Consider the following 23,555-nt stretch of genomic DNA (forward strand, 5'->3'; position numbering starts at 1 on the left):
CCCCCCGCTTTTTTGTGCATCTTTTGCGCTTGAGGGGCGTGCCTTCTTGCGAGGGCACGCCTGTCGCCATCAGTCGATGTAGTCGAATACCTTGACGATACGCTCCATGCCGCCGGCGTTGGATACCACATTGACCGCACGGTCGGCCTCGGCGTGGGTCACCAGGCCCATCAGGTAGACGGTAGCGTTCTCGGTGACCACGGTGATGCGGCCGGAGTCGACCTGATCGCTGGTGGCGAGGGCGGTACGTGCCTTGGTGTCCAGCCAGGCGTCGTTGAGGCGCTGACTGGTGGGCAGGTTGGCCGCCACGCTGAGTTCATTGTGGACCCGGCGAACGTTGCGCACCTGGCTGACGATCTCTTCGGCGCGCTGCTTGAGCTCTTCGCTGGGGACCTGGCCGGTCAGCAGTACCACGCCGTTGTAGCTGTCGACGTTGATCCTGGCGTCCTTCAGGCGTGCATCGACGCGTCCCAGGTTGTGGGCGGCCTTGGTCTCGATGCTCTCGTCCTCGACGGTCGCGCCCAGGGTGCGCTCGCCGTAATCCTCGTCGATGGTGCCGGGGTTGGTCACCGAGGTTACGGTGGTGCAGCCGGCCAGCAGGGCGGACAGCAGCAGGGCGGTAATCAGGGGGCGTGTCGAACGGGAATCGCGTTGCGTCATGTTATTCACTCGCACCAAAGAGTTGTTCGTCGATAAGGTCACACAGGCAGTGGATCACCAGCAGGTGAACCTCCTGAATACGGGCCGTGGAGGTGGCCGGCACCCGGATCTCGCAATCGTCCTGTCCCAGCAGGGAGGCCATGTTGCCGCCGTCCCGTCCAGTCAGGGCCACCACCGTCATGTCACGGTCATGAGCGGCCTGGATGGCCTGGATGACATTGGCCGAGTTGCCGCTGGTGGAAATCGCCAGCAGCACGTCGCCAGGCTGGCCCAGGGCGCGCACCTGCTTGGAGAACACCTCGTTGTAGCTGTAATCGTTGGCGATGGAGGTCAACGTCGAGGTGTCGGTGGTCAAGGCCAGGGCCGGCAGACTGGGGCGCTCGCGCTCGAAGCGATTGAGCAGTTCGGAGGAGAAGTGCTGGCTGTCGCCGGCGCTGCCGCCGTTGCCACAGGCGAGAATCTTGCCGTCGGTGACCAGGCTCTGGACCATCATCTGGCTCGCGACCTCGATGAACGGTGGAAGCACTTCGCTGGCGTAGGTCTTGGTGTCGATACTGTCGTTGAACTGTCCGAGAATTCGGCTCTGGAAATCCATGCTGCCTTCCTGGTCCATGGGGGCTCGCCGGGAGCCCGCTGTGTCAGTTTGCTTCGAATGCACCGGCGATCCACTGGATGTCGAGGCTCGGTGACGAGCCGGTAACGGCCAGGACATCGAAGCGGCAAGGACATGATAGCCCGTTGCGGTGGAGATAAAAACGCGCCGCCCGGATCAGGCGGCGTTGTTTGGTGATGGTGATTGTTTCTGCAGGATGGCCGTGGCGGATGCTGCGGCGGTGGCGCACCTCGACGAACACCAGGGTCTCGCCGTCGCGCATCACCAGATCGATCTCGCCTCCCTTGGCGCGCTGGTTGCGCGAGATCGCTATCAGTCCACGCTGGCACAGCCAGGCCTCGGCGTGACGCTCGATGGCCTGGCCGCGGGCGACGGCGTCTATGGCGTCAGGGCGCCGCATCACCGAGGCCGTCACTGAACACGGGAGCCGGCACGCCGCTGCTGAACTGCGCCCATGGCAGTTCGCGGTAGATGCGGCCATCGCCGGCGGCGCTCAGGGTGCCGGTAGCGCCCTGCATGCGTGAACCCGGCAGGGCCTGGATCTGCGGCATGCGGCGTGCCAGTTCGTAGGCGTCGACGCCCATCGCCATCAGGCGGAAGATGGCTGGCTTGTCCTCGGCCTTGAGCTCTCGATAGGTGTCGTAGAACGGGAGAGCCTCGGCACCGCCCACGGCGGCGTCGGGAATGTTCCAGGGGACATCGGGGAACTGCACGCCGTCGAGGTCGCGGTCCAGGCGCGACTGAGGGGTGCCTTCGTAGAGGTGTGAGGTGGCGTACACCGGCAGATCGGAGGCCGAATAGTATTCCAGTGTCGGTGGCACCTGGCGGGCGAAGTCCGGCAGGGCCAGCAGGAACAGCATGTCCGGACGCGGGTTGCTGATGGCGCGGCGGGTGCTGTCGGTGGCCGAGGCGCCGGGGTTGTAGCGCACCGCCGTGGCGATATCGCCGCCCAGTTCGCTCCAGGTGTTCCAGAAGGCCTCGCCGACCCGCTGACCCCAGTCGTTGTCCGGTACCAGCATGGAGGCGCTGCGGTGGCCGTCCTGCCAGCCGCGGCGGGCCGCCTGGCGGGCTTCGTCTTCTGCCGACAGGCCGTACTCGTAGAGGTTCTTGGTCTGGTTGGAGGCGGACTGGCCGTAGTTCAGCGCCAGGGTCGGCAGGGGCACCTCGGCGCGGCTTTCGAGTCGGGTCACGTCGCTCTTGTCCAGCGGGCCGATGACCACCTGGGCGCCGCTGCTCTGGGCCTGCTGATAGAGTTCGTCGAGATTGCCGTTGGAGGCGTCGAAGAAGCTGAGCTGGGCCCCGTTTCCGCCGCCGTTGACCACATTGGCCTGGTGGCTGCGAATTCCCTTTTCGATGGCGTCGGCGACGCCGGAAAGCGGGCCCGACTCGGGCAGCAGCACCGCGATGCTCTGCACGCTCTTGCCACGCAGTTCACGCAACTGGGTGATCTGGGTAGGCAGGCGACGGTTGGCGGGGTGGTCCGGATTAGCCACGCGCCAGTCATCGAGACGAGCGAATAGTCTCTGGATGTCACCGCCGCTCTGGTTGACCAGGCGGGTCAGCTCGAGCCAGCCGGTGACGATGGCATTGCCGGGCTCTTCAAGTGCCTCGAGCTGGCGGCCGTTGAGTGCGCTCAACTGGTCCCAGATGGCGTCGTTGATGTCCTCGCGGCCGGTGGCGCTCTGCACCTGCATCAGCAGGCGAGCCGACTCGAGTGGTTCGCCCAGCTGGCCCAGCGCCAGCCCCTGGCGCAGGCGCAGCAGATTGGCTTCATCGTTGGGCAGCTGCATCTCGTCGAGCACGCTGGCGGCTCTGACGACCGCCTGGGGATCGCCCTCACTGTCCCCCAGTTCGGACAGCAGCAGTGCCCACTGACGCCGGCTGTCGCCGGAGAGCTGGCTGTCGTCCAGGCTGTTGAGGACTTCCAGTGCCTGGGGGCGGCGTCCGGAGCGTGCTAGGATGTCGGCCGCCCTCAGCCGGGTCTGCGCCGCTTCGGTGCCTTGTTGCTGGGCGGCTTGCGCCAGTAGTTGGTCCGGGTCGTCGTCCATGGCCCGCTGTACGATGCTCGGCGTGAAGCTGCAGCCGGCCAGCGTGATGGCCAGTACAGCGGCGGCCACGGGGCCGCGAGTCAAAGTCCTCATGAATCCTTCCTTGTCCGTGTTCCGGATGGCAGCCCAGGGAGCCAAGATGTCAGAAGCGAAAGCTGGTTCATTGTACGTGGTCGCCACGCCAATTGGGAATCTGGAAGATCTCAGTCCCCGCGCCGCCCAGGTGCTGGGCCTGGTGGCGTTGGTCGCGGCGGAGGATACCCGCCACAGTGGCCGCCTGATGCGTCATCTCGGTCTGTCGCCGGCGATGATTTCCGTGCACGACCATAACGAGGCGTCCCGAGTCGAGACGCTCAGGCAGCGGCTCGCCCAGGGCGACGACGTGGCGCTGATCAGTGATGCCGGGACTCCCTTGATCAGCGATCCCGGCTACGTCGTGGTGCGTGAGCTCAGGGCGGCGGGTTTTCGGGTGGTGCCGATCCCCGGTCCCTGCGCCCTGGTCACTGCGCTGTGTGCCGCCGGGCTGCCTACCGATCATTTCAGTTTTCATGGCTTCCTGCCGGCCAAGGGTGCGGGGCGGCGAGCGCGCATCGAGGCCTGGAGGAATTCACCCGTCACCCAGGTCTGTTACGAGTCTCCCCATCGTATCCGCGACACCCTGGCCGATCTGGCCGCCGTACTGGGCGAGCGCAGAGTGGTGCTCGGGCGTGAGTTGACCAAGACCTTCGAAACCTTCCTCGACGGCAGCGCCGCGGAGCTGCTGACACTGATGGAGTCTGACCCTGATCAGGCGCGTGGCGAATTCGTGGTGATGGTGGCCGGGGCCTCGGGGCCGGCACCGGACCAGCGAGCGGTGGATGATGAAGCGCTGCTGTGCGCGCTGCTGGCCGAAGGAGTGGGGGTCAAGCAGGCCGCGGCCGTGGCCGCGCGCGTGCTCGGCGGGCCGAAGAAGCAGTGGTACGCCCAGGCGCAGGCGTTGAAGGACGCCGATTGAATCCAGTCCCGGTTCGCTGCCAGGCGGTCGTTAGGACGAGCTATGGGGTGTCCCGGGCCCGTCACGGCAAGGCGGGGATTGAGGGCGTCGAGAGGGCGTCGAGAGGGCATCAGGAGTGATCGCCTGAAGAGGCTGGGGGTTGTCCCGGGCCCGTCACGGCGAGGCGGGGATTGAGGGGGTGGCAGGGCACTGGTATGCTTGCCGCGGGAGTTGGCCAGACAGTCGCCGCCGCTTGATGCGGGGGAGGAAAGTCCGGGCTCCATAGGGCGGAGTGCCAGGTAACCCCTGGGCGGCGTGAGCCGACGGAAAGTGCAGCAGAGAGTAGACCGCCTACGTCTCCCTCGGGAGGCCGGCAAGGGTGAAAGGGTGCGGTAAGAGCGCACCGCGCGCCTGGCAACAGTGCGTGGCACGGTAAACCCCACTCGGAGCAAGACCAAATAGGAACCCGTTGGCGTGGCCCGCGCTGGGTTCGGGTAGGTTGCTTGAGGGCAGTGGTGACACTGCTCCTAGAGGAATGACTGTCCTCGACAGAACCCGGCTTATCGGCCGACTCCCCATTTTTCTTGCGCGCTCGGGCCTGGCTCGAGCGGCGCGATCACTAGTTTGTGCGGCCAGGAGTCCAGTGGCGTGAGGGTTTTCCACCGCTGACGGCGCTGATGGCTGGCCGCGCGTAGGAACACCGCCGTCGAACGAGACCCGCATGCCGTCACCTTCCCCTGAATCCTCCGTGCGCGGCTTCGCTCATGAAAGCGTCCTGCTCGACGGTGCCGTCGACGCCCTGGTGCATGATCCCGCTGGCGTATATCTGGATGGCACCTTCGGACGAGGCGGTCATTCCCGCGCCATCCTTTCCCGCCTTGCACAAGACGGTGGCCTGCTGGCCCTTGATCGCGACCCCCAGGCGATCGCCGAGGCGGCCAGCATCGATGACCCACGCTTTACCATCGAACGTGCCGAGTTTGCGCGGCTGAGAGAGGTCGCCCGCGATCACGGTCTGGATGGCAAGCTGTCCGGTATCCTGCTCGACATTGGCGTGTCCTCCCCTCAGCTTGACGATCCCGATCGCGGTTTCAGCTTTCTGCGCGACGGCCCGCTGGACATGCGCATGGACCCGACCCAGGGCGAGAGCGCGGCCCAGTGGATTGCGCGTGTGGGCGAGGCCGAGATGGCTTCGGTGTTCAAGCGTTACGGCGAGGAGCGCTACGCTCGTCGGCTGGCGCGGGCCATCATCGCTCGGCGCCAGGAACGGCCTTTCACCCGCACGGCCGATCTTGCCGAGGTGGTCAAGGCCGCCCATCCCGCCTGGGAGAAGGGCAAGCATCCCGCCACTCGCGTGTTCCAGGCCATGCGTATCGAGATCAACGGTGAGCTCGATCAGCTCGATCAGGCGCTGGAAGCCGCGCTGGAGGCACTGGCGCCCGGCGGACACCTGGTGGTGATCAGCTTCCACTCGCTGGAGGATCGACGGGTGAAGCGATTTATCCGCGATCACGTCAAGGGCGATACCCAGGTGCCCCGGGGAATACCGCTGCGCGACGATCAGATCGCGCGACGGCTGGAGTCACTGGGCAAGGCGATGAAGGCCAGCGCCGAAGAGGTCGAGGCCAATCCACGCTCCCGCAGCGCCGTCATGCGCATGGCGCGCAAGCGCTACTGAGGACCTTCCATGGCTCAAGGACGACTGGATATCAACGCCTTTGGCTGGCCGCTGCCGCGCACCATGTCGCCGCGCCTTTTGCTGGTGGTGGCGCTGCTGCTGGCATGCCTGGTGTCGGCGCTGGCGGTGATCAGCGTCAGTCACCAGACTCGCCAGCAGTATGCTCGGCTCCAGGAGCTGGAGCGTGAACAGCAGCAGTTGCAGACGGAGTGGGGGCAGTTGCTGCTGGAGGAGAGCGCCTGGTCGACGCCGTCGCGTGTCGAACGCCTGGCGGTGGAGCGTCTGGAGATGCGGCTGCCCGATATCCATGACATCGAGGTGATCACGCCATGACCGCGGAACTTCCCCGGGGCGTGACACCTCGCCGCCCGCCGCCGATGGAACCGATGGGGCGGGCGCGCTACGTGGTGATGATGACGCTGATCCTGCTGGGCCTGGGTCTGCTGGCCGGGCGGATCGTCGATCTTCACGTCATCGATCGCAACTTTCTTCAGGTGCAGGGGGACGCCCGTACCCTCAGAACCGATCCGATCCCCGCCCACAGGGGCATGATCACCGATCGTCACGGCGAACCGCTGGCGATCTCGACCCCGGTGGTGACGCTGTGGGCCAACCCCCAGGACCTGCCCGCCGACGACATCCAGCGGTTGCGTCTGGCCCAGGCGTTGGGCCAGGACCTCGATGCCCTCAACGAGCGTATCGCCCGCTACAGCGAACGGGAATTCATGTACCTGCGTCGGCGCATGACCCCGGCCCAGGCCGAAGAAGTGCTCAAGCTGCGGGTGCCTGGCGTCCACGCCCGGGAAGAGTACAAGCGCTACTATCCTGCCGGCGAGGTGACCGCCCAGTTGCTGGGGGTCACTAACGTCGACGACCAGGGCCAGGAAGGACTGGAGCTGGCCTATCAATCCTACCTGTCCGGTGAGCCCGGCAAGCGCCGCGTGCTCAAGGACCGCCGTGGACGTCTGGTGCGCGACCTGGAGGTGCTGCAGGAGGCAGAGCCAGGCGGCAACCTGACGCTGTCCATCGATCAGCGACTGCAGTACATGGCCTACCGTGAGCTCAAGGCTGCCGTGGATGAGAACGACGCCGACGGCGGCGTACTGGTGATGATGGACGCGCGCAGCGGCGAGGTGCTGGCGATGGCCAATCAGCCCTCCTACAACCCCAACAACCGCGCCGGCCTGGACCCCCAGGGGCTGCGCAACCGGGCCATGGTCGACGTGTTCGAACCGGGCTCGGTGATGAAGCCGCTGGCCATGTCGGCGCTGCTCGAGACCGGTCGCTTTCCACGTGACACCGTGGTGGATACGTCGCCTGGCTGGATGCGAATCGACCGCTACACCATCCGCGACGTCTCCAACAATGGCGAGCTGACCCTGGCCGGGATCCTGCGCAAGTCCTCGAACATCGGCATGGCCAAGCTGACCCTGCAGCTCGACGACCCGGTGGTGCCAGATCGCTACCGCGCGCTGGGCTTCGGCCAGGCCCCGGGCACCGGCTTCCCCGGAGAGGCCACCGGCAACATGCCGGCGCCGGCGGTGTGGTCGAGCAGTCAGTGGGCCGCGCTGTCCTACGGTTACGGTCTGTCGGTCACCGCCTTGCAGCTGGCCAGTGCCTATACCTCCATCGCCAATCATGGCGAACGCCTGCCGCCGTCGCTGCTGCGCCTCAACCGCGCCGCCCAGGGCGAGCCGGTCATCGAGCCCGAGGTCGCCGACCGCGTCCTGGCCATGATGGATGAGGTGGTGGCTCCAGGCACCGGCGCCCGACGCGCGCTGGTGCCCGGCTACAGTGTGGCCGGCAAGACCGGCACCGTGCGCAAGAGCGGCAGCGGGGGCTACGAGCAGAACGCCTACCGGTCGTTGTTTGTCGGGATTACCCCGGTCTCCGACCCGCGCATCATCACCGTAGTAATGATCGACCATCCCCGGGGCGACGCCTACTACGGCGGCGCCATCGCTGCCCCGGTGTTCTCGCGGGTGGCGGGCAGTGCCCTGCGCATCCTCGACGTACCGCCGGATCGCCCCGAACAGGAGGGCGACAGCCCATGACGCAGAAGGCGACGGAATCCGCCATGACCTTATCCCTGGCGCGTCTTGACGACGTGCTGACCCAGTTCTGGAGTGAGCTTGCGCCGAACGCCGCGGTCGCCGGCGAGGTGGCGACCTGGCTCACTACCGACAGCCGCGAGGTGTCGCCCGGCGCGACCTTTGTCGCGATCCCCGGCGTCGCCGCCGATGGCCGCGACTACATCGACAAGGCACTGGATGCCGGCGCCTGCCTGGTGCTGGCGGAAGGTCCGCAAGATGCCCCGCCGCGGGTCGATGGTCGCGTGCTGTGGCTGCCCGGGCTGCGCGCCCGACTCGGCGAGCTCGCGCGCAACCTGTATCAGGTGCCCGATGGGCTCGAGCTGATCGGTGTCACCGGCACCAACGGCAAGAGTTCGGTGACCCACTATATTGCCGAGCTGTCCCGCGCGACGGGCAGCGACTGTGGCCTGATCGGTACCCTGGGTCACGGTCGCCCGGGTGCCTTGACCCAGGGCATGCTGACCACCCCCGAGCCACTGGCGCTGCAGCGCCAGCTGGGTGAGCTCGCCGACCAGGGCATCACTCGGGTAGCCATGGAAGTTTCCAGTCACGCCCTGGAGCAGGAGCGGGTGGCGGGCTGTCGCTTCACTGCCGCGGTATTTACCAACCTGAGCCGCGACCACCTCGACTATCACGGCAGCATGATCGCCTACGCCGCCTCCAAGGCGAAGCTGTTCAAGCGCCCGGAGATCAGTCTGGCCGTGGTCAATGGCGACGATCCCCTGGCCCGCCTGATGCTGGCGGGCATCGGCGAGGGCACCCGGGTGCTGGCCTGTGGTGAAGACGATGCCGTCTCGCTCAGGGTGCTGGATGTCGAGCCCGACGTCGGTGGGCAGCGTGCGCTGATCGCCACGCCGGAAGGCGAGAAGGTGGTGGTGTTGCCGCTGCTTGGTCGCTTCAATCTCGACAACGTCCTGCTGGCCATGGCCACCCTCTACGGTCTGGGTGTCGGCATCGACGAGCTGGTGACTGCCGCCGCGACCCTGACGCCGGTGCCGGGACGGATGCAGGCGTTGACGCGGCCCGGGGCTCCCACCGTGGTGATCGACTACGCCCACACGCCGGATGCGCTGGACAACGCCCTGGCGGCGCTTCGCGCCCACCTGCCCGGACGCGGGGCGCTGTGGTGCCTGGTCGGCTGCGGCGGTGATCGCGATAGCGGCAAGCGCCCGCTGATGGCCCAGGCGGCAGCAGGCCAGGCCGATCGCTTGGTGATCACCGACGACAACCCCAGAAGCGAGGACCCGGACGCCATTCGCCAGGCGATGCTCGCGGGGCTGGAGGGCCAGGCCCGCCAGCAGGCATGGAACATCGCCGGGCGCGGTGACGCCATCGCCCGTACCATCGCCGAGGCGAGCGCCGATGACGTGATTCTGATCGCCGGCAAGGGGCACGAGGCCTACCAGGAGATTCAGGGCGTGCGCCACGACTTCTCCGACCTGGCCGAGGCCGAAGCCGCCCTGGACCAGCGTCGACAGGGGCGGGACCAATGAGCGCGCCAGGGCTCGCGTCGCTGGGGTCGGTGTGCCGGGCGCTGGGTGTCGATGAAGAGGGCCGCGGCCTTCAGGGGCTTTCCAACTCGCCGATAGCCGCCATCGTCACCGACACCCGTCGGGTGGCGGCGGACACGCTGTTCGTGGCCTTGAAGGGCGAGCGCTTCGATGCCCATGACTTTATTGCCAAGGCCCGCGAAGGCGGTGCCGTGGCGGCGGTGGTCGAGCACCCGGTGGACGATCCCTTGCCCCAGTTGGTGGTGGGGGATACCCGCATGGCGCTGGGGCTGCTGGCCCGCGAGCGGCGCCGGGCCTGGGGCGGTCCGCTGGTGGCGGTAACCGGCAACAGTGGCAAGACCACGGTCAAGCAGATGCTGGCGACATTGCTGGCTCGTCAGGGCGAGACCCTCGCCACCCACGGCAACCTCAACAACGATATCGGCGCGCCCTTGACGCTGCTGGCGCTTGCCTCGGATCACCAGAGAGCCGTGGTGGAGCTCGGCGCCAATCACCTGGGCGAGATCGCCTGGACGGTAGCGCTGGCCGAACCCCAGGTCGCCATCATCACCAATGTCACCGGGGCCCACGTCGGCGAGTTCGGTGGCATGGGGCGCATCGCCCAGGCCAAGGGGGAGATTCTCGGCGGACTCGGCCCCGAGGGCGTCGCCGTACTCAACCGTGACGACCGTTACTTCTCGCTGTGGCAGAGTCTGGCGTCGCCCCGTGAGGTGATCGATTTCGGACTGACGCCCGAGGCGCGCCTCCATGCCGGGGAGCTGGTCTGCGATACGCTCGGGCGCTATGCTTTCACGCTGACTTTCGACGCTCAGGTGCTGGGGCGTGTCGAGCTGCCGCTGATGGGCCGTCACAACGTGTCCAATGCCCTGGCGGCTGCGGCAGGGGCGCTGGCCATGGGACTGCCCGCCGCCGACGTGGTGGCGGGGCTTGGCGAGGTGGTGCCGACGCCGGGACGCCTGACCGTGGAGGAGGGGTTACGCGGTGCGCGGCTGCTCGATGATACCTACAATGCCAACCCGGGGGCGATGAAGGCGGCCATCGACGCCCTGCTGGGACTGCCCGGCCCGCACTGGTGCCTGCTCGGCGCCATGGGAGAGCTGGGTGAAGCGTCTGCCGATCTGCACGCAGAGATCGGACGCTACGCGCGGGAACGCGGCATCACATTTCTCGGTACTCTGGGCGAGGCGGCCGAGACCGCCGCCCGAGCCTTCGGCGAAGGCGGGTACCATTTTTCTGATCAGGCGGCGATGGTCCGCCATGTGCGTCAACATCTGCCCGAGGCGGCCAGCGTGCTGGTCAAGGGCTCCCGCGCCGCGGGGATGGAAGGCGTCGTGGCGGCCTTGCGGCCGGATGTTTCAAGGTGAACCTGATACATGTTGCTTTTCCTGGCTGAATTGTTGGCGAACTATCAAAGCGCCTTCAACGTCTTTGGATACCTCACCCTGAGGATGATTCTGGCGACCATCACCGCGCTGGTGCTGTGTCTTTGGTTTGGCCCCCTGATGATCCGCCGTCTGGTGGAGCGTCAGATCGGCCAGGCGGTGCGCGACGACGGTCCCCAGTCCCACCTGTCCAAGGCCGGTACGCCGACCATGGGCGGCGCCATGATCCTGATGGCCATGGCCGTCAGTACCCTGCTGTGGGGCGATCTGACCAACCATTATGTGTGGGTGGTGCTGGTCGTCACGCTGGGCTTCGGCGCCATCGGCTGGGTCGACGACTATCGCAAGGTAGTGGAAAAGAACCCGCGCGGACTGCCGGCTCGCTGGAAGTACTGCTGGCAGTCGGTGATCGGCCTGGGGGCTGCCGTGGTGCTCTACCTGACCGCTGCCTCGCCGGTGGAAACCAGCCTGATCCTGCCGCTGCTCAAGGACTTCGTGCTGCCACTGGGTGGCTTCTACATCCTGCTGACCTACCTGGTGATCGTCGGCTCTTCCAACGCAGTCAACCTGACCGACGGCCTCGACGGCCTGGCGATCATGCCCACGGTGATGGTCGCCATGGGCCTTGGCGTCTTCGCCTACGCCAGCGGCAACGCGGTATTCTCCGAGTACCTGCAGATTCCGATGATCCCCGGTGCCGGCGAGCTGGCGGTATTCTGCGCCACCATTTCCGGCGCCGGACTCGGCTTTCTGTGGTTCAACACCTATCCCGCCCAGGTGTTCATGGGTGACGTCGGCGCCCTGGCGCTGGGTGCGGCCCTGGGCGTGGTCGCGGTGATCGTGCGCCAGGAAGTGGTGCTGTTCATCATGGGTGGCGTCTTCGTCATGGAGACCATCTCGGTGATCCTGCAGGTCGGCTCCTACAAGCTGACCGGTCGTCGTATCTTCCGCATGGCGCCGCTGCATCACCACTTCGAGCTCAAGGGCTGGCCCGAGCCTCGCGTGATCGTGCGCTTCTGGATCATCACCGTGGTGCTGGTCCTGCTGGGTCTGGCCACCCTCAAGATCCGCTGAGGTGGCCATGGACGCCAGTCAGGATGTGCGACTGCCGCAACGCCATGTCGTGCCCGCCCACCTGAGCGTGGTGGTAGGGCTCGGCCTGTCGGGGATGGCGATCTGTCGCCATCTCAAGCGTGAAGGCCGCGATTTCATGGTGGTGGACACCCGCGAGGCGCCGCCGGGACTCGACGTCTTCCTGGCGGACTTTCCGGGGGTGCCGGTGCGCCTGGGGCCGCTCGATGGATTGGTGCTGGACGACGCGCGGGAGGTGATCCTGAGCCCCGGCATCGACCCCCATCAGGCGTGCTTCGAGACGCCGGCCAGGCGCATCGATCCAGACACCGGCGAGCCCCGTCTGGTGGGTGAGATCGCGCTGTTCCGGCGGGCCTGTCGCGCGCCGCTGGCGGCTATCACCGGTGCCAACGCCAAGTCCACCGTGACCACCCTGGTCGGCGAGATGGCCCGCGAGGCGGGGCGGCGGGTGGCCGTGGGGGGTAACCTCGGTACCCCGGCGCTGGACCTGCTGGTGCAGGAACCCGAGGCGGATCTCTTTGTGCTGGAGCTGTCCAGCTTTCAGCTCGAGACGACCCCGTGTCTGGGGGCCGACAGTGCTGCCTTCCTTAACCTCAGCGAGGACCACCTCGATCGCCACGGCGACATGGCCGGCTATCGCCGCGCCAAGCTCGCGATCTTTCGTGGTGCCAGGCACGCGGTGGTCAACGCCGAGGACCCCCTGACCTGGCCGGACGAGGCGTTGCCTGCACTGTCGCGCTTCGGCGTGACGGCGCCGCAATCCGGCGACGACTGGGGCGTGGTGGAGCACCAGGGCGAGCCCTGGTTCTTCCACGCGGACCAACCGCTGTTGCCGGTGGCTCGCATGCGCCAGAGCGGCCGTCACCACCAGGCCAATGCGCTGGCCGCCCTGGCCATGGGCCAGCGGCTGGACTTTCCGCTGGAGGCCATGGCCCGGGTGCTCGAACGTTTCAGCGGGCTTGCCCACCGCAGCGAGTGGCTCGCCACCATCGACGACGTCGACTGGATCAACGACTCCAAGGGCACTAATGTGGGCGCGACCCTGGCCGCCATCGCCGGTCTCGGCCCGACCCTGGATGGGCGTCTGGTACTGCTGGCCGGCGGTGTCGGCAAGGGTGCCGATTTCTCGCCGCTGGCCGCCCCCCTGTCGCGCTACGCCCGTGAGGTGGTGCTGTTCGGCCGCGACGCCGAGGCGATGGCCCAGGCCCTGAAGGGCGCGGTCGCCATCACCCGCGTCGACGATCTGGACACCGCCATGTGTCGCGCACGGGAGGTGGCCAGGCCCGGTGATGCGGTGCTGCTGTCACCGGCCTGCGCCAGTCTCGATCAGTTCGTCAACTATCAGGCCAGGGGAGACGCCTTTCGCGCCTGGGTGCAGGATCTTTCCAGCGGAGCCAAGCCATGAGCCGTCTCGCCCGATCTCGCCAGCGCCTCGGTGCCCTGCGCGAGCGTCTTTCCACCCGCGACCATGCCTTCGATGGCTGGCTGGTGGTGGCTACTCTGTCGCTTCTGCTGATCGGCTGGGTGATGGTGACGTCGGCCTCCACCGAGGTGGCGTCGAGCCTGACCGGCAACGCCTGGTACTTCAGTATTCGCCACGGCATCTTCGTGCTGGGCGGGTTGACCGTGGGGTGCCTGGCGCTGCGCGTCCCCCTGGCCTGGTGGAAGGCCAATGGCCCGCTGTTGCTGGTGGTGGGACTGGTGCTGCTGTTGCTGGTACTGCTGGTGGGGCGCGAGGTCAACGGCAGCCGCCGCTGGCTGTCGATCCCCGGGGTGCCCTTCAATCTACAGGCCTCGGAGGTCGCCAAGCTCTGCTTGATCGCTTACATGGCGGGCTATCTGGAGCGCTTTCTGCCACAGGTCAGGCGTCAGTGGGGGGCCTTTCTGCGCCCGTTGGTAGTGGTCGGAGTGGTGGCCGTGCTGCTGATCCTCGAGCCCGACTACGGCGGTGTGGTGGTCATGACCAGCTGCGTCATGGGCATGTTGCTGATGGCCGGGGCGCCCTGGGGGCGCTTTCTGCTGTTGTTCGTGCTGGTGGGAACCCTGGGTGCCATCCTGGCGGTGGCCGAACCTTACCGCATGGCGAGACTGACAAGTTTCATCGATCCCTGGGCGGACCAGTTCGCCAGCGGTTACCAGCTGACCCAGGCGCTGATCGCCTTCGGTCGCGGCCACTTGATCGGCATGGGCCTCGGCAACAGCGTACAGAAGCTGTTCTACCTGCCGGAGGCCCACACCGACTTTGTCTTTGCGGTGCTCGCCGAAGAGCTCGGCATGGTCGGCGCGATCGCGGTGGTCGGCCTGTTCGCACTGCTGGTGTGGCGGGCCATGGCGGTTGGGCGTCGGGCCGAGCTTGCGAGGCTACCGTTTGCCGCCTACCTGAGCTATGGCATCGCCCTGGTGATCGGCGCCCAGGCCTTTATCAACATCGCGGTGAGTACTGGCATGTTGCCGACCAAGGGGTTGACCCTGCCGCTGTTGTCCTACGGTGGGTCGAGCCTGGTGGTGAGCTGTATCATGGTAGCGTTGTTGCTGCGGGTGGACATCGAGACGCGCGAGCGCCAGCGTCGGCAGTCGCCGGCGGCGCGGCGTGACCAGGCCCGCGAAGCGCCCAGGAGAACCAAGGCTGCAGGAGTGAAGCCGTGAGTGACACACAGGGAAGGCGAGCGCTGATCATGGCCGGCGGCACCGGGGGGCACGTCATCCCGGCGCTGTCGCTGGCCAGGGGATTGCAGCAGCAGGGCGTCGAGGTGGCGTGGCTGGGTAGCCCCAGAGGTATCGAGAATCGCCTGGTGCCCGAGGCCGGCATAGTGCTTCACCAGATCGCCATCAGTGGCCTGAGGGGCAACGGTCTGGCGGGCTGGCTCAAGGCGCCGGTGCGCCTTGGACGCGCCGTGTGCCAGGCGAGAAGCGTGATTCGCGAGTTCGACCCACAGCTGGTGGTTGGGCTCGGAGGCTTTGCCAGCGGCCCCGGCGGGCTTGCCGCCCGACTGTGCGGCAGACCGCTGGTCATCCACGAGCAGAACGCCGTGGCCGGGCTGACCAATCGTGCACTGTCGCACCTGGCCAAGCGAGTCTACGCCGCCTTTCCCCAGGCCTTCGGTGGCCGCGCCGAGGTCGTCGGCAATCCGGTCAGGGATGACATCGCCGCCCTCGGCGAGAGTGCACGCGTGGCCGACCAGATGCGCGGACGACGCCTGCGGCTGCTGGTGGTCGGCGGCTCCCTGGGGGCGCTGGCGCTTAACCAGCAGATGCCCAGAGCGCTGGCCGAGCTACCCCCCGAGTCGCGTCCCGAGGTGCGCCACCAGGCCGGTAGAGACAAGGACCAGGCGACCCGCGAGGGCTATCAGGCTGCCGGCGTTGACGCCGAGGTCAGCGACTTTATCGCTGACATGGCCGACGCCTACGATTGGGCGGATCTGGTGGTCTGTCGCTCCGGCGCGCTGACCGTGGCGGAGCTGGCGGCGGCGGCCAAGCCGGCGCTGTTCGTACCCTTTCCCCACGCCGTGGATGATCATCAGACGGCCAACGCCCAGGCGCTGGTCGGTGCCGGTGCCGCGGCGCTTATTCAGCAGCGTGACATGAATCCGACGTCCCTGGCCGAACGCCTGGGGACCTTGCTTGAGCCCGACACCCTGGCGGCCATGGCGAGCAAGGCAAGGGCCGAGGCCCACCTTGACGCTGTGGAACGGCTGGTGGCGGGCTGTATGGAGACAGGTTTTGAGTAATTCGACCCAAGGGCCGGTCCCCGGCCAACTGAGCTCATCCGCTGCCACCAGGCCCGGTCTCGGCATGCGGCGCATTCGTCGTATCCACTTCGTCGGCATCGGCGGCGCCGGCATGTGCGGCATCGCCGAGGTGCTGGCCAATCAGGGCTACCAGGTCAGCGGCAGCGATCTGCGTCATTCGTCGGTGGTGGCGCGACTCGAACAGTGCGGCGCCCAGGTGTTCATCGGACACGCTGCCGAGCACGCTGCCGGTGCCGATGTGGTGGTGGTATCCACCGCCGTGGACGCGGACAACCCGGAGCTTGTGTGGGCCCACGAGCATCGCGTGCCGGTGGTACGTCGCGCCGAGATGCTGGCCGAGCTGATGCGCTTCCGTCACGGCATCGCCGTGGCCGGGACCCATGGCAAGACCACCACCACCAGCCTGACCGCCACTCTGCTCGGCGAGGGCGGGCTGGACCCGACCTTCGTCATCGGCGGCAAGCTGACCAGCGCCGGTACCAACGCCCAGCTTGGGCAGGGCGACTACCTGGTGGCAGAGGCGGACGAGTCCGATGCCTCCTTTCTGCACCTGCAGCCGATGGTCAGCATCGTCACCAATATCGATGCCGACCATATGAGCACCTATGGTGGCGACTTCGAGCGTCTCAAGCACACCTTCATCGAGTTTCTGCATAACCTGCCGTTCTACGGACTGGCGATACTGTGCATCGATGACGACAACGTGCGTGGCCTGCTCGACCGCATCAATCGCCAGTTCGTCACCTACGGCTTCTCCGACGACGCCGACTATCGCATCGAGAACTTCACCCAGAGTGCCGGCGAAGTCCGCTTTACCGCAGTGCGGCCCGGCAACCTCGAGGATCTCGATGTCAGTCTGGCCATGCCGGGCCGTCACAATGCGCTCAATGCGCTGGCGGCGATCGCCGTGGCCAGCGACGCCGGGGTCGACGCCGAGGCGATTCTGCGGGGACTCGCGAGCTTTGCCGGGGTTGGCCGTCGCTTCCAGGTACACGGTCACTTCGCCGCGCCGAACGGTGAAGGTGAGGTGATGCTGGTGGACGACTATGGTCATCACCCCCGCGAGGTGGAGATGGTCATCAAGGCGGTGCGCGATGGCTGGTCCGAGCGCCGGCTGGTGATGGTCTACCAGCCCCATCGCTACTCACGCACGCGCGATCTCTACGAGGACTTCGTCAGGGTGCTGTCCGGCGTCGATACGCTGGTACTGCTCGACGTCTACAGTGCCGGCGAAGCCGCGCTGCCCGGCGCCGATGGTCGCAGCCTGGCGGGTTCCATCCGTCAGCGTGGCGAAGTCGATCCGATCTTTGCTCAGGACAAGGCGGAATTGCCGGCGCTGCTGGCCAAGGTGCTCAGACCCGGCGATATCCTGATTACTCAGGGCGCCGGTGACGTGGGTGGCATCTCCCAGCGTCTGGCGGATGCCCAGCTTCAGTTCGACGAGGTGATCCTGTGACACGACAAGTACAGTCCTACGGCCATGTGGTGGTCATCTACGGTGGCCATAGCGCCGAACGAGAAGTGTCGCTGAACAGCGGTGCCGCCGTGCTGGCGGCGTGTCAGCGCCAGGGCCTTGAAGTGACCGGCTATGACCTTGCCGAGGGCGGCGTTGCCGGGCTGCAGGCGCTGAACCCCGATCTGGTGTTCATTGCCTTGCACGGCAGGGGAGGGGAGGACGGCTGTCTGCAGGGGGCCCTTGAGCTGGCGGGAATCCCCTATACCGGCAGCGGTGTTCTGGCCTCGGCGCTGGGCATGGACAAGCTCAGGACCAAGGCGCTGTGGCAGACCCTGGGTCTGCCGACGCCCGAGAGCGTGCTGCTGTCGCCCGAAGCCGACTGGAACGAGGTGGCCGACCGACTGGGTCTGCCGCTGGTGGTCAAGCCGGTCCATGAAGGTTCGACCATCGGCATCAGCATCGTCAACAGCCGTGATGAACTCGAAACCGCCTATCGTGAGGCCGCCACCTTCGATACTCGGGTGATGGCCGAGCGTTTTGTGTCGGGAGACGAATTTACCTTGTCGGTACTTGGCGACAGCGCGCTGCCGGCCATTCGCGTCGAGGTGCCCAGCGGCTTCTACGACTACGAGGCCAAGTACCTGTCCAACGAGACGCTTTACCACCTGCCCTGTGGTCTGGATACCGAGCAGGAGACCGCGCTGGGCGAGCTGTGCCTGGCGGCGTTCGAAGCGGTGGGCTGTCAGGGCTGGGGCCGCGTCGATGTGATGCGCGACGCTGAAGGTCGGTTCTGGCTGCTCGAGGTCAATACCGTGCCCGGCATGACAGATCACAGTCTGGTGCCCCAGGCGGCGGCCCATGCAGGCATCGACTTCGACGAACTGGTCCTGCGTATTCTCGATACCGCCAGGGAGCGCGGCTGAGATGGCCAGGCGCGGCACCTGGCTTGGCGTCGTGCTGCTGGCTGCCCTGGTGGGCGCCGGTGGCAAGGCGCTGTGGTTGTGGCTGGATCGGCCCATCGAGCGGGTGTCCATCGGTGGTGAGTTGCACCACGTGGACGCCAGCTATCTCAAGGGCCAGCTGGCGCCGCTGGTCAGGGGCCGCACCTGGCTGTCGGTGGACCTGGAGGCGCTGCGTGAGCAGGCATTGCAGGTGGGCTGGCTCAAGGAGGTGCGTATTCGTCGCGAGTGGCCCAATGAACTGACCTTCGAGCTCGAGGAGCAGCGCCCGGTGGCGCGCTGGAACGACGATCAACTGCTCAACGGCGATGGCGAGCCCTTTGTCTATGCCCCGGTGGAGCCGCCCATGGGACTACCGGATATGGCGGGACCCGGTGGCGCCGGTCCCGAGGTGCTGGCCTACTTCGATGACCTGGGGCAGCGGCTGGACAAGATGGGGCTCGGGATCGACCAGCTACGTCTGGAAGCCCGCGGCGCCTGGCGCTTTCAGCTGGACAGCGGCGTCTGGATCATGCTCGGCCGTGGAGATCTGGACGCCCGCCTCGGGCGCCTCGAGGCGGCCTGGCGGCGTGAACTGGGTGAGGTCGCGTCGCACATTCGCTACATCGATCTGCGCTACCCCAACGGCGTCGCCGTGGCCTGGCATGGCGAGACGGAGCCGGTCGATGATGAGGCCGCGACTCGCGGTTAACGAAAAGACGGCATGGATCAGACGCGAGAACGGAATTATATGGCGACACTTTTCCGGCCATCGGCAAAGTTTTCTCGGTTTCTTTTGTTTAAATGTGTCCGTATCGTGGAATGAATGTACGCCCCGGGCTGGTCGAACAAGCGCTATTGTTCCTATAATCGTCCCAGGTTTTTTTATAACAGAGGCAGGTTCCGAGGTAACGGAATCCGTTCAAGGAGATTTCCCGGCTCATGGCAGGTCCATCCAACGTGTCCAATATGGTAGTCGGGCTGGATATCGGAACATCCAAGGTCGTCGCGATCGTGGGGCAACCCACCGACGATGGTGGTATCGAAATTGCCGGTATCGGCTCTCATCCCTCCCGTGGCATGAAGAAGGGAGTGGTGATCAATATCGAATCCACGGTCCAGTCGATTCAGCGTGCGGTTGAAGAAGCTGAGTTGATGGCCGGTTGCGACATACATTCGGTTTATGTGGGCATTGCCGGCAGTCATATCAGTTCCATGAATTCCGATGGGGTCGTGGCGATCAAGGAGCGCGAAGTTGCGCCTTCCGATATCGAGCGAGTGATCGACTCGGCGCGGGCCAGGGCCATTTCCGAAGGGCAGCGGGTGCTGCACGTGTTGCCCCAGGAGTTCGCCATCGACACCCAGGGCGGTATCCGTGAGCCGCTGGGCATGTCGGGTGTGCGTCTGGAGGCGCGAGTTCATCTGGTGACCGCCGCGCTCAACGCGGTACAGAACATCGAGAAGTGCGTGCGTCGCTGTGGGCTCGACGTCGACGCCATCATCCTCGAGCAGCTGGCTTCCAGTCATGCCGTGCTGACCGAGGATGAGCGTGAGCTGGGCGTCTGCATGGTCGACATTGGCGGGGGCACCACCGATATTGCGGTATTCACCGAGGGCGCCATTCGCCACACTGCGGTGATACCGATCGCCGGTGACCAGGTCACCAACGATATCGCCATGGCGCTGCGTACCCCGGCTCAGTATGCCGAGGAGATCAAGGTCAAGTACGCCTGTGCGCTGACCCAGCTGGCTTCCAGCGACGAAATGATCAAGGTACCGAGTGTCGGCGACCGTCCCGCCAGAGACCTGTCTCGACAGTCGCTGGCCGAAGTGGTTGAGCCGCGTTACGAGGAATTGTTCACCCTGGTGCGCGACGAACTGCGCCGCAGCGGCTTTGAGGATCTGGTCGCCGCAGGGGTGGTGTTGACCGGTGGCACATCACGCATGGAAGGTGTGGTGGAGCTTGCCGAAGAGATATTTCACATGCCGGTCAGGGTCGCTTGTCCGCAGAATGTGAGGGGCCTGGCTGACGTGGTGCGAAATCCGATTTATTCGACGGGTGTCGGTTTGTTACATTACGCTCTACATGAGGCCCGTCAGGGTCGTGTCCACCAGGGGCAGGGTGGCACCATCTCGTCGCAATCGAGACGCGAGGACGTCTCCCGGCGTGGACCAGAGGAAAGGACTCCGGCGCTGGAAAAGATCAAAGGCTGGTTCAAAGGAAATTTCTGAAAGGGCCGCACAAGCGGCTCAGGAGACGGGGCAAATGTTCGAAGTCGTAGATAGCGCGCCCTCAAGCAGCGCGGTCATAAAGGTCATCGGCGTCGGTGGCGGCGGCGGCAATGCCGTCAATCACATGGTCGAGAGCAGCATCGAAGGGGTGGAGTTCATCTGCGCCAATACCGATGCCCAGGCGCTCAAGCGCGTCTCCGCCAAGACCGTGTTGCAGCTCGGCAGCGAGATCACCAAGGGGCTTGGCGCCGGTGCCAACCCCGAAGTGGGTCGTCAGGCCGCGATGGAAGATCGTGAGCGGATCGCCGAGTTGCTCGGTGGCGCCGACATGGTCTTCATCACCGCCGGCATGGGTGGTGGTACCGGCACCGGCGGGGCACCGGTGGTCGCCCAGGTCGCCAAGGAGCTGGGCATCCTGACCGTCGCGGTGGTCACCCGCCCGTTCCCCTTCGAAGGCCCCAAGCGCATGCGCGCAGCGGAAGAGGGCATGAAGGAGCTGTCCGAGCATGTCGACTCGCTGATCACCATTCCCAACGAGAAGCTTCTGTCCGTGCTTGGCAAGAGCGCGACACTGCTGACTGCCTTCAGCGCCGCCAATGACGTCCTGCTGGGTGCCGTACAGGGTATCGCCGAGCTGATCACCAGCCCGGGCATCATCAACGTCGACTTCGCCGACGTGCGCACCGTGATGTCAGAGATGGGCATGGCGATGATGGGCACCGGTGGTGCCACCGGCGAAAATCGCGCACGCGAGGCCGCCGAGAAGGCGATCCGCAGCCCGCTGCTCGAGGATATCGATCTGCACGGCGCTCGCGGCATCCTGGTCAACATCACCGCTGGGCCGGATCTGTCGATCGGTGAGTTCAACGACGTCGGCGCCACGGTGCAGGAGTTCGCCTCCCAGGACGCCACCATCGTCGTGGGTACCTCCATCGACATGGACATGACCGACGAACTGCGGGTCACCGTGGTCGCGGCGGGTCTCGACAATCAGGTGTCACGCCAGCAGAAGCCGGCGGCGCAGCAGCAGGTTCGTCGTCCCGAGGCGCGCCAGCGTCCTCAGCAGAGTGCGATCAATCGCGCCCAGGGCGGCGCCGGTGTGGCCGCAGCGAGCAAGCCAGAGGCGCAGGAATCACCGCGACCGCAGGCCGAGAAGCGCAAGTCTCAGGAGTTGGACGATTATCTCGATATTCCCGCCTTCCTGCGGCGTCAGGCGGACTGATCGAGAGCAGAGTGCGCGAAATTTCCGGGGTGCAGGGATCGAAAGGCGATGTTTTTTTGTTGAAACGTCCGTTTGGTGTTATAGTGAACGGTGTTTGATAACCAACGACTGCCTGGCGACTGCACAATGATCAGACAACGTACCCTCAAGAATGTCATCCGCGCCACGGGCGTGGGACTGCACTCCGGCAAGAAGGTCTACCTGACGCTTCGCCCCGCGCCGGTGGACACGGGCATTGTGTTCGTGCGCACCGACCTCGAGCCGGAGGTCCGCATTCCCGCCCAGGCGTTGAATGTGACCGACACCACTCTCTGCACCGCCCTGTCTCAGAATGGTGAGAAGGTCGCGACCGTGGAGCACCTGATGTCCGCCTTCGCGGGTCTCGGCATCGACAATGCCTACGTCGATGTGAGCGCGCCCGAAGTGCCGATCATGGACGGTAGTGCCGGACCCTTTGTGTTCCTGATCCAGTCCGCCGGGATCCAGGAGCAGAGCGCGGCCAAGAAGTTCATCCGCATCAAGCGTGAGATCAAGGTCAGCGAAGGCGACAAGGAAGCCGTCTTCCTGCCCCATCAGGGCTTCAAGGTCTCCTTTGCCATCGACTTCGATCACCCGGTGTTCGAGGACCAGAAGCAGACCGCCATGGTCGACTTCTCCACGACGTCCTTCGTCAAGGAGGTGTCTCGCGCGCGGACCTTCGGCTTCATGCGTGATCTCGAGTACCTGCGCTCGAACAACCTGGCGCTTGGTGGGAGCCTCGACAATGCCATCGTGGTGGACGACTACCGCATCGTGAACGACGGTGGTCTGCGCTACGACGACGAGTTCGTCAAGCACAAGGTGCTGGACGCCATCGGTGACCTTTACCAGCTCGGTCACAGCCTGATCGGCGAGTTCCGTGGCGTGAAGTCCGGTCACGCGCTGAACAACCAGCTGTGTCGTGCGCTCATCGAGCAGCCCGAGGCCTGGGAGATCGTGACCTACGAGAGCGAAGCCGAATCGGCGCCGATTTCCTACGCGGCACCGGCCATGGCGTGATGCGAGCCTCGGTGATGGCCAGGCCAAGGTTAGCCCCGCAGATCGCCAGTCTTCCGTAGCAACTTGTCTTCGGCCATCACTCGCTTGAACGCCGCCCCTCGGGGCGGCGTTCTGCTGTCTGGGGTTTCATATTCGCGTCATGTTCACGTCGTGTTCGGCGTCACCAAGCGGCGCGGGCAGGGTCGGGAGGCCGCGGCGCTGCCTTGTGGGTACCCCCGTGAGTGGCCCGGGAGCGGCGATTCATGCGCGGGGAGCGCCGATGGGGCTAGGCGTCGTCTTTCCCTGAAGGCGACTCGGCGTGGGCCGCCAGGCGCTCCAGGGCGCGCTTGAGTCGCGGATCCTCGACATCGGCGGCGCAGCTCGAGAGCTCGTCACCGGCCTGGGCGGGCAGGCGCCTTACCTGGCGCGGCGCCACCTTGGCCGGGCGCACCGGGCGTACCTTGAGGTGGAAGCCGGTCACCGCCTGGAACTCCGGCAACTGGTGCAGGCAGTCGAGCAGACGTGGCTGTTCGTAGCGCAGACGGGTCAGCCAGGCTGCGCCATCGGTGATCAGGGTCAAACGGCCGTCACGGAAGCCACCGACAAACAGGTGTTCCGCCAGAGTGGGCGAGAGTTCATTGCGCAGATGCTCCTGAGCGCGCTCGATCAGGCGCGCCATGCGCATCAGTCCGCCCAGTTCGCCGCGGCCCTGAAGAAGCCCTGTCATGGACTGGGCGCGGAACCGCTTAACCTTTATACTCATGTGCTTGTGTCTTGGGATGCCCCAGGATCAATGAATTTGTCGCTCGGCGGCGTTCGTCTGTGGAACGCAGGTGTCATGGCCGTTTGCATGATGGCCGCTCGAGTGATGGGCAGCCGGCATGGCGCCGG

The 23,555-nt window shown here is 66.0% G+C and carries 21 protein-coding genes and 1 other RNA gene; 17 read left to right on the top strand and 5 right to left on the bottom strand.

The window, feature by feature from the left end; genetic code table 11:
- Positions 1-69: 69 nt before the first annotated feature.
- From RBB39_RS11130 to RBB39_RS11145, 4 genes are read right to left on the bottom strand one after another with little or no spacing between them, the layout of a single operon-like run.
- The gene (locus RBB39_RS11130) at positions 70-660 is read right to left on the bottom strand and encodes a BON domain-containing protein (RefSeq protein WP_045993369.1); all 591 of its coding nucleotides are present in this window, start codon (positions 658-660) and stop codon (positions 70-72) included.
- Between the two features lies 1 nt (position 661).
- Positions 662-1,255: a phosphoheptose isomerase gene (locus RBB39_RS11135; RefSeq protein WP_045993370.1), complete on the bottom strand. Its 594-nt coding sequence runs from the start codon at positions 1,253-1,255 to the stop codon at positions 662-664.
- A gap of 43 nt (positions 1,256-1,298) precedes the next feature.
- Positions 1,299-1,673: a YraN family protein gene (locus tag RBB39_RS11140; RefSeq protein WP_045993371.1), complete on the bottom strand. Its 375-nt coding sequence runs from the start codon at positions 1,671-1,673 to the stop codon at positions 1,299-1,301.
- Complete coding sequence (locus RBB39_RS11145; RefSeq protein WP_045993372.1) at positions 1,660-3,414, bottom strand: penicillin-binding protein activator; 1,755 nt, start codon at positions 3,412-3,414, stop codon at positions 1,660-1,662. Before RBB39_RS11145 ends, RBB39_RS11140 begins: the two co-directional genes overlap by 14 nt.
- A gap of 46 nt (positions 3,415-3,460) precedes the next feature.
- Between RBB39_RS11145 and rsmI the strand changes: the two genes are divergently transcribed.
- The 17 genes from rsmI to lpxC all read left to right on the top strand — a co-directional run bounded on the left by rsmI (position 3,461) and on the right by lpxC (position 22,685).
- Positions 3,461-4,315 carry a 16S rRNA (cytidine(1402)-2'-O)-methyltransferase gene (rsmI, locus tag RBB39_RS11150; RefSeq protein WP_045993373.1) on the top strand — a complete coding sequence of 285 codons (855 nt, stop codon included), beginning with the start codon at positions 3,461-3,463 and terminating at the stop codon, positions 4,313-4,315.
- A 206-nt stretch (positions 4,316-4,521) separates the two neighbouring features.
- Positions 4,522-4,873: RNase P RNA component class A (gene rnpB / locus RBB39_RS11155), an RNA gene on the top strand.
- Between the two features lie 142 nt (positions 4,874-5,015).
- Positions 5,016-5,972 carry a 16S rRNA (cytosine(1402)-N(4))-methyltransferase RsmH gene (gene rsmH, locus RBB39_RS11160; RefSeq protein ID WP_045993374.1) on the top strand — a complete coding sequence of 319 codons (957 nt, stop codon included), beginning with the start codon at positions 5,016-5,018 and terminating at the stop codon, positions 5,970-5,972.
- 9 nt (positions 5,973-5,981) lie between these two features.
- Positions 5,982-6,305 carry a cell division protein FtsL gene (ftsL, locus tag RBB39_RS11165; protein WP_052704393.1) on the top strand — a complete coding sequence of 108 codons (324 nt, stop codon included), beginning with the start codon at positions 5,982-5,984 and terminating at the stop codon, positions 6,303-6,305.
- Between the two features lie 53 nt (positions 6,306-6,358).
- Positions 6,359-8,026, top strand: a complete 1,668-nt coding sequence (locus RBB39_RS11170) for a peptidoglycan D,D-transpeptidase FtsI family protein (protein ID WP_371931872.1) — start codon at positions 6,359-6,361, stop codon at positions 8,024-8,026.
- A gap of 23 nt (positions 8,027-8,049) precedes the next feature.
- Positions 8,050-9,558: a UDP-N-acetylmuramoyl-L-alanyl-D-glutamate--2,6-diaminopimelate ligase gene (locus RBB39_RS11175; protein ID WP_045993424.1), complete on the top strand. Its 1,509-nt coding sequence runs from the start codon at positions 8,050-8,052 to the stop codon at positions 9,556-9,558.
- On the top strand, positions 9,555-10,940 hold the full coding sequence (gene murF, locus RBB39_RS11180; protein WP_045993376.1) for a UDP-N-acetylmuramoyl-tripeptide--D-alanyl-D-alanine ligase: 1,386 nt from the start codon (positions 9,555-9,557) through the stop codon (positions 10,938-10,940). The genes RBB39_RS11175 and murF overlap by 4 nt, the downstream gene beginning before the upstream one ends.
- A gap of 9 nt (positions 10,941-10,949) precedes the next feature.
- The gene (mraY, locus tag RBB39_RS11185; protein WP_045993377.1) at positions 10,950-12,032 is read left to right on the top strand and encodes a phospho-N-acetylmuramoyl-pentapeptide-transferase; all 1,083 of its coding nucleotides are present in this window, start codon (positions 10,950-10,952) and stop codon (positions 12,030-12,032) included.
- A gap of 7 nt (positions 12,033-12,039) precedes the next feature.
- Positions 12,040-13,455 carry a UDP-N-acetylmuramoyl-L-alanine--D-glutamate ligase gene (gene murD, locus RBB39_RS11190; protein ID WP_045993425.1) on the top strand — a complete coding sequence of 472 codons (1,416 nt, stop codon included), beginning with the start codon at positions 12,040-12,042 and terminating at the stop codon, positions 13,453-13,455.
- Positions 13,452-14,696, top strand: coding sequence for a putative lipid II flippase FtsW (gene ftsW, locus RBB39_RS11195; RefSeq protein ID WP_045993378.1), 1,245 nt, complete (start codon positions 13,452-13,454; stop codon positions 14,694-14,696). The genes murD and ftsW overlap by 4 nt, the downstream gene beginning before the upstream one ends.
- A gap of 29 nt (positions 14,697-14,725) precedes the next feature.
- Positions 14,726-15,778 (top strand): undecaprenyldiphospho-muramoylpentapeptide beta-N-acetylglucosaminyltransferase, encoded by a 1,053-nt coding sequence (gene murG, locus RBB39_RS11200; RefSeq protein WP_108132806.1) that lies wholly within the window; start codon positions 14,726-14,728, stop codon positions 15,776-15,778.
- Between the two features lie 64 nt (positions 15,779-15,842).
- Complete coding sequence (gene murC / locus RBB39_RS11205) at positions 15,843-17,255, top strand: UDP-N-acetylmuramate--L-alanine ligase (RefSeq protein WP_045993379.1); 1,413 nt, start codon at positions 15,843-15,845, stop codon at positions 17,253-17,255.
- Positions 17,252-18,178, top strand: coding sequence for a D-alanine--D-alanine ligase (locus RBB39_RS11210; RefSeq protein WP_045993380.1), 927 nt, complete (start codon positions 17,252-17,254; stop codon positions 18,176-18,178). The genes murC and RBB39_RS11210 overlap by 4 nt, the downstream gene beginning before the upstream one ends.
- Before the next feature lies 1 nt (position 18,179).
- A complete protein-coding gene (locus RBB39_RS11215; RefSeq protein WP_045993381.1) occupies positions 18,180-18,905 on the top strand; it encodes a cell division protein FtsQ/DivIB in 726 nt (241 codons plus the stop codon).
- 230 nt (positions 18,906-19,135) lie between these two features.
- A complete protein-coding gene (gene ftsA / locus RBB39_RS11220; protein WP_045993382.1) occupies positions 19,136-20,425 on the top strand; it encodes a cell division protein FtsA in 1,290 nt (429 codons plus the stop codon).
- 34 nt (positions 20,426-20,459) lie between these two features.
- Positions 20,460-21,647: a cell division protein FtsZ gene (ftsZ, locus tag RBB39_RS11225; RefSeq protein ID WP_045993383.1), complete on the top strand. Its 1,188-nt coding sequence runs from the start codon at positions 20,460-20,462 to the stop codon at positions 21,645-21,647.
- A 126-nt stretch (positions 21,648-21,773) separates the two neighbouring features.
- Positions 21,774-22,685: a UDP-3-O-acyl-N-acetylglucosamine deacetylase gene (gene lpxC / locus RBB39_RS11230; RefSeq protein WP_045993384.1), complete on the top strand. Its 912-nt coding sequence runs from the start codon at positions 21,774-21,776 to the stop codon at positions 22,683-22,685.
- A 265-nt stretch (positions 22,686-22,950) separates the two neighbouring features.
- Here lpxC and RBB39_RS11235 read toward each other — a convergent pair whose 3' ends face one another.
- Positions 22,951-23,427, bottom strand: coding sequence for a DUF721 domain-containing protein (locus RBB39_RS11235; protein WP_045993385.1), 477 nt, complete (start codon positions 23,425-23,427; stop codon positions 22,951-22,953).
- Positions 23,428-23,555 lie beyond the last annotated feature (128 nt).

It is taken from the genome of Halomonas sp. MMSF_3323, assembly GCF_030733595.1.
Classification (GTDB): Bacteria; Pseudomonadota; Gammaproteobacteria; order Pseudomonadales; family Halomonadaceae; genus Halomonas; species Halomonas litopenaei.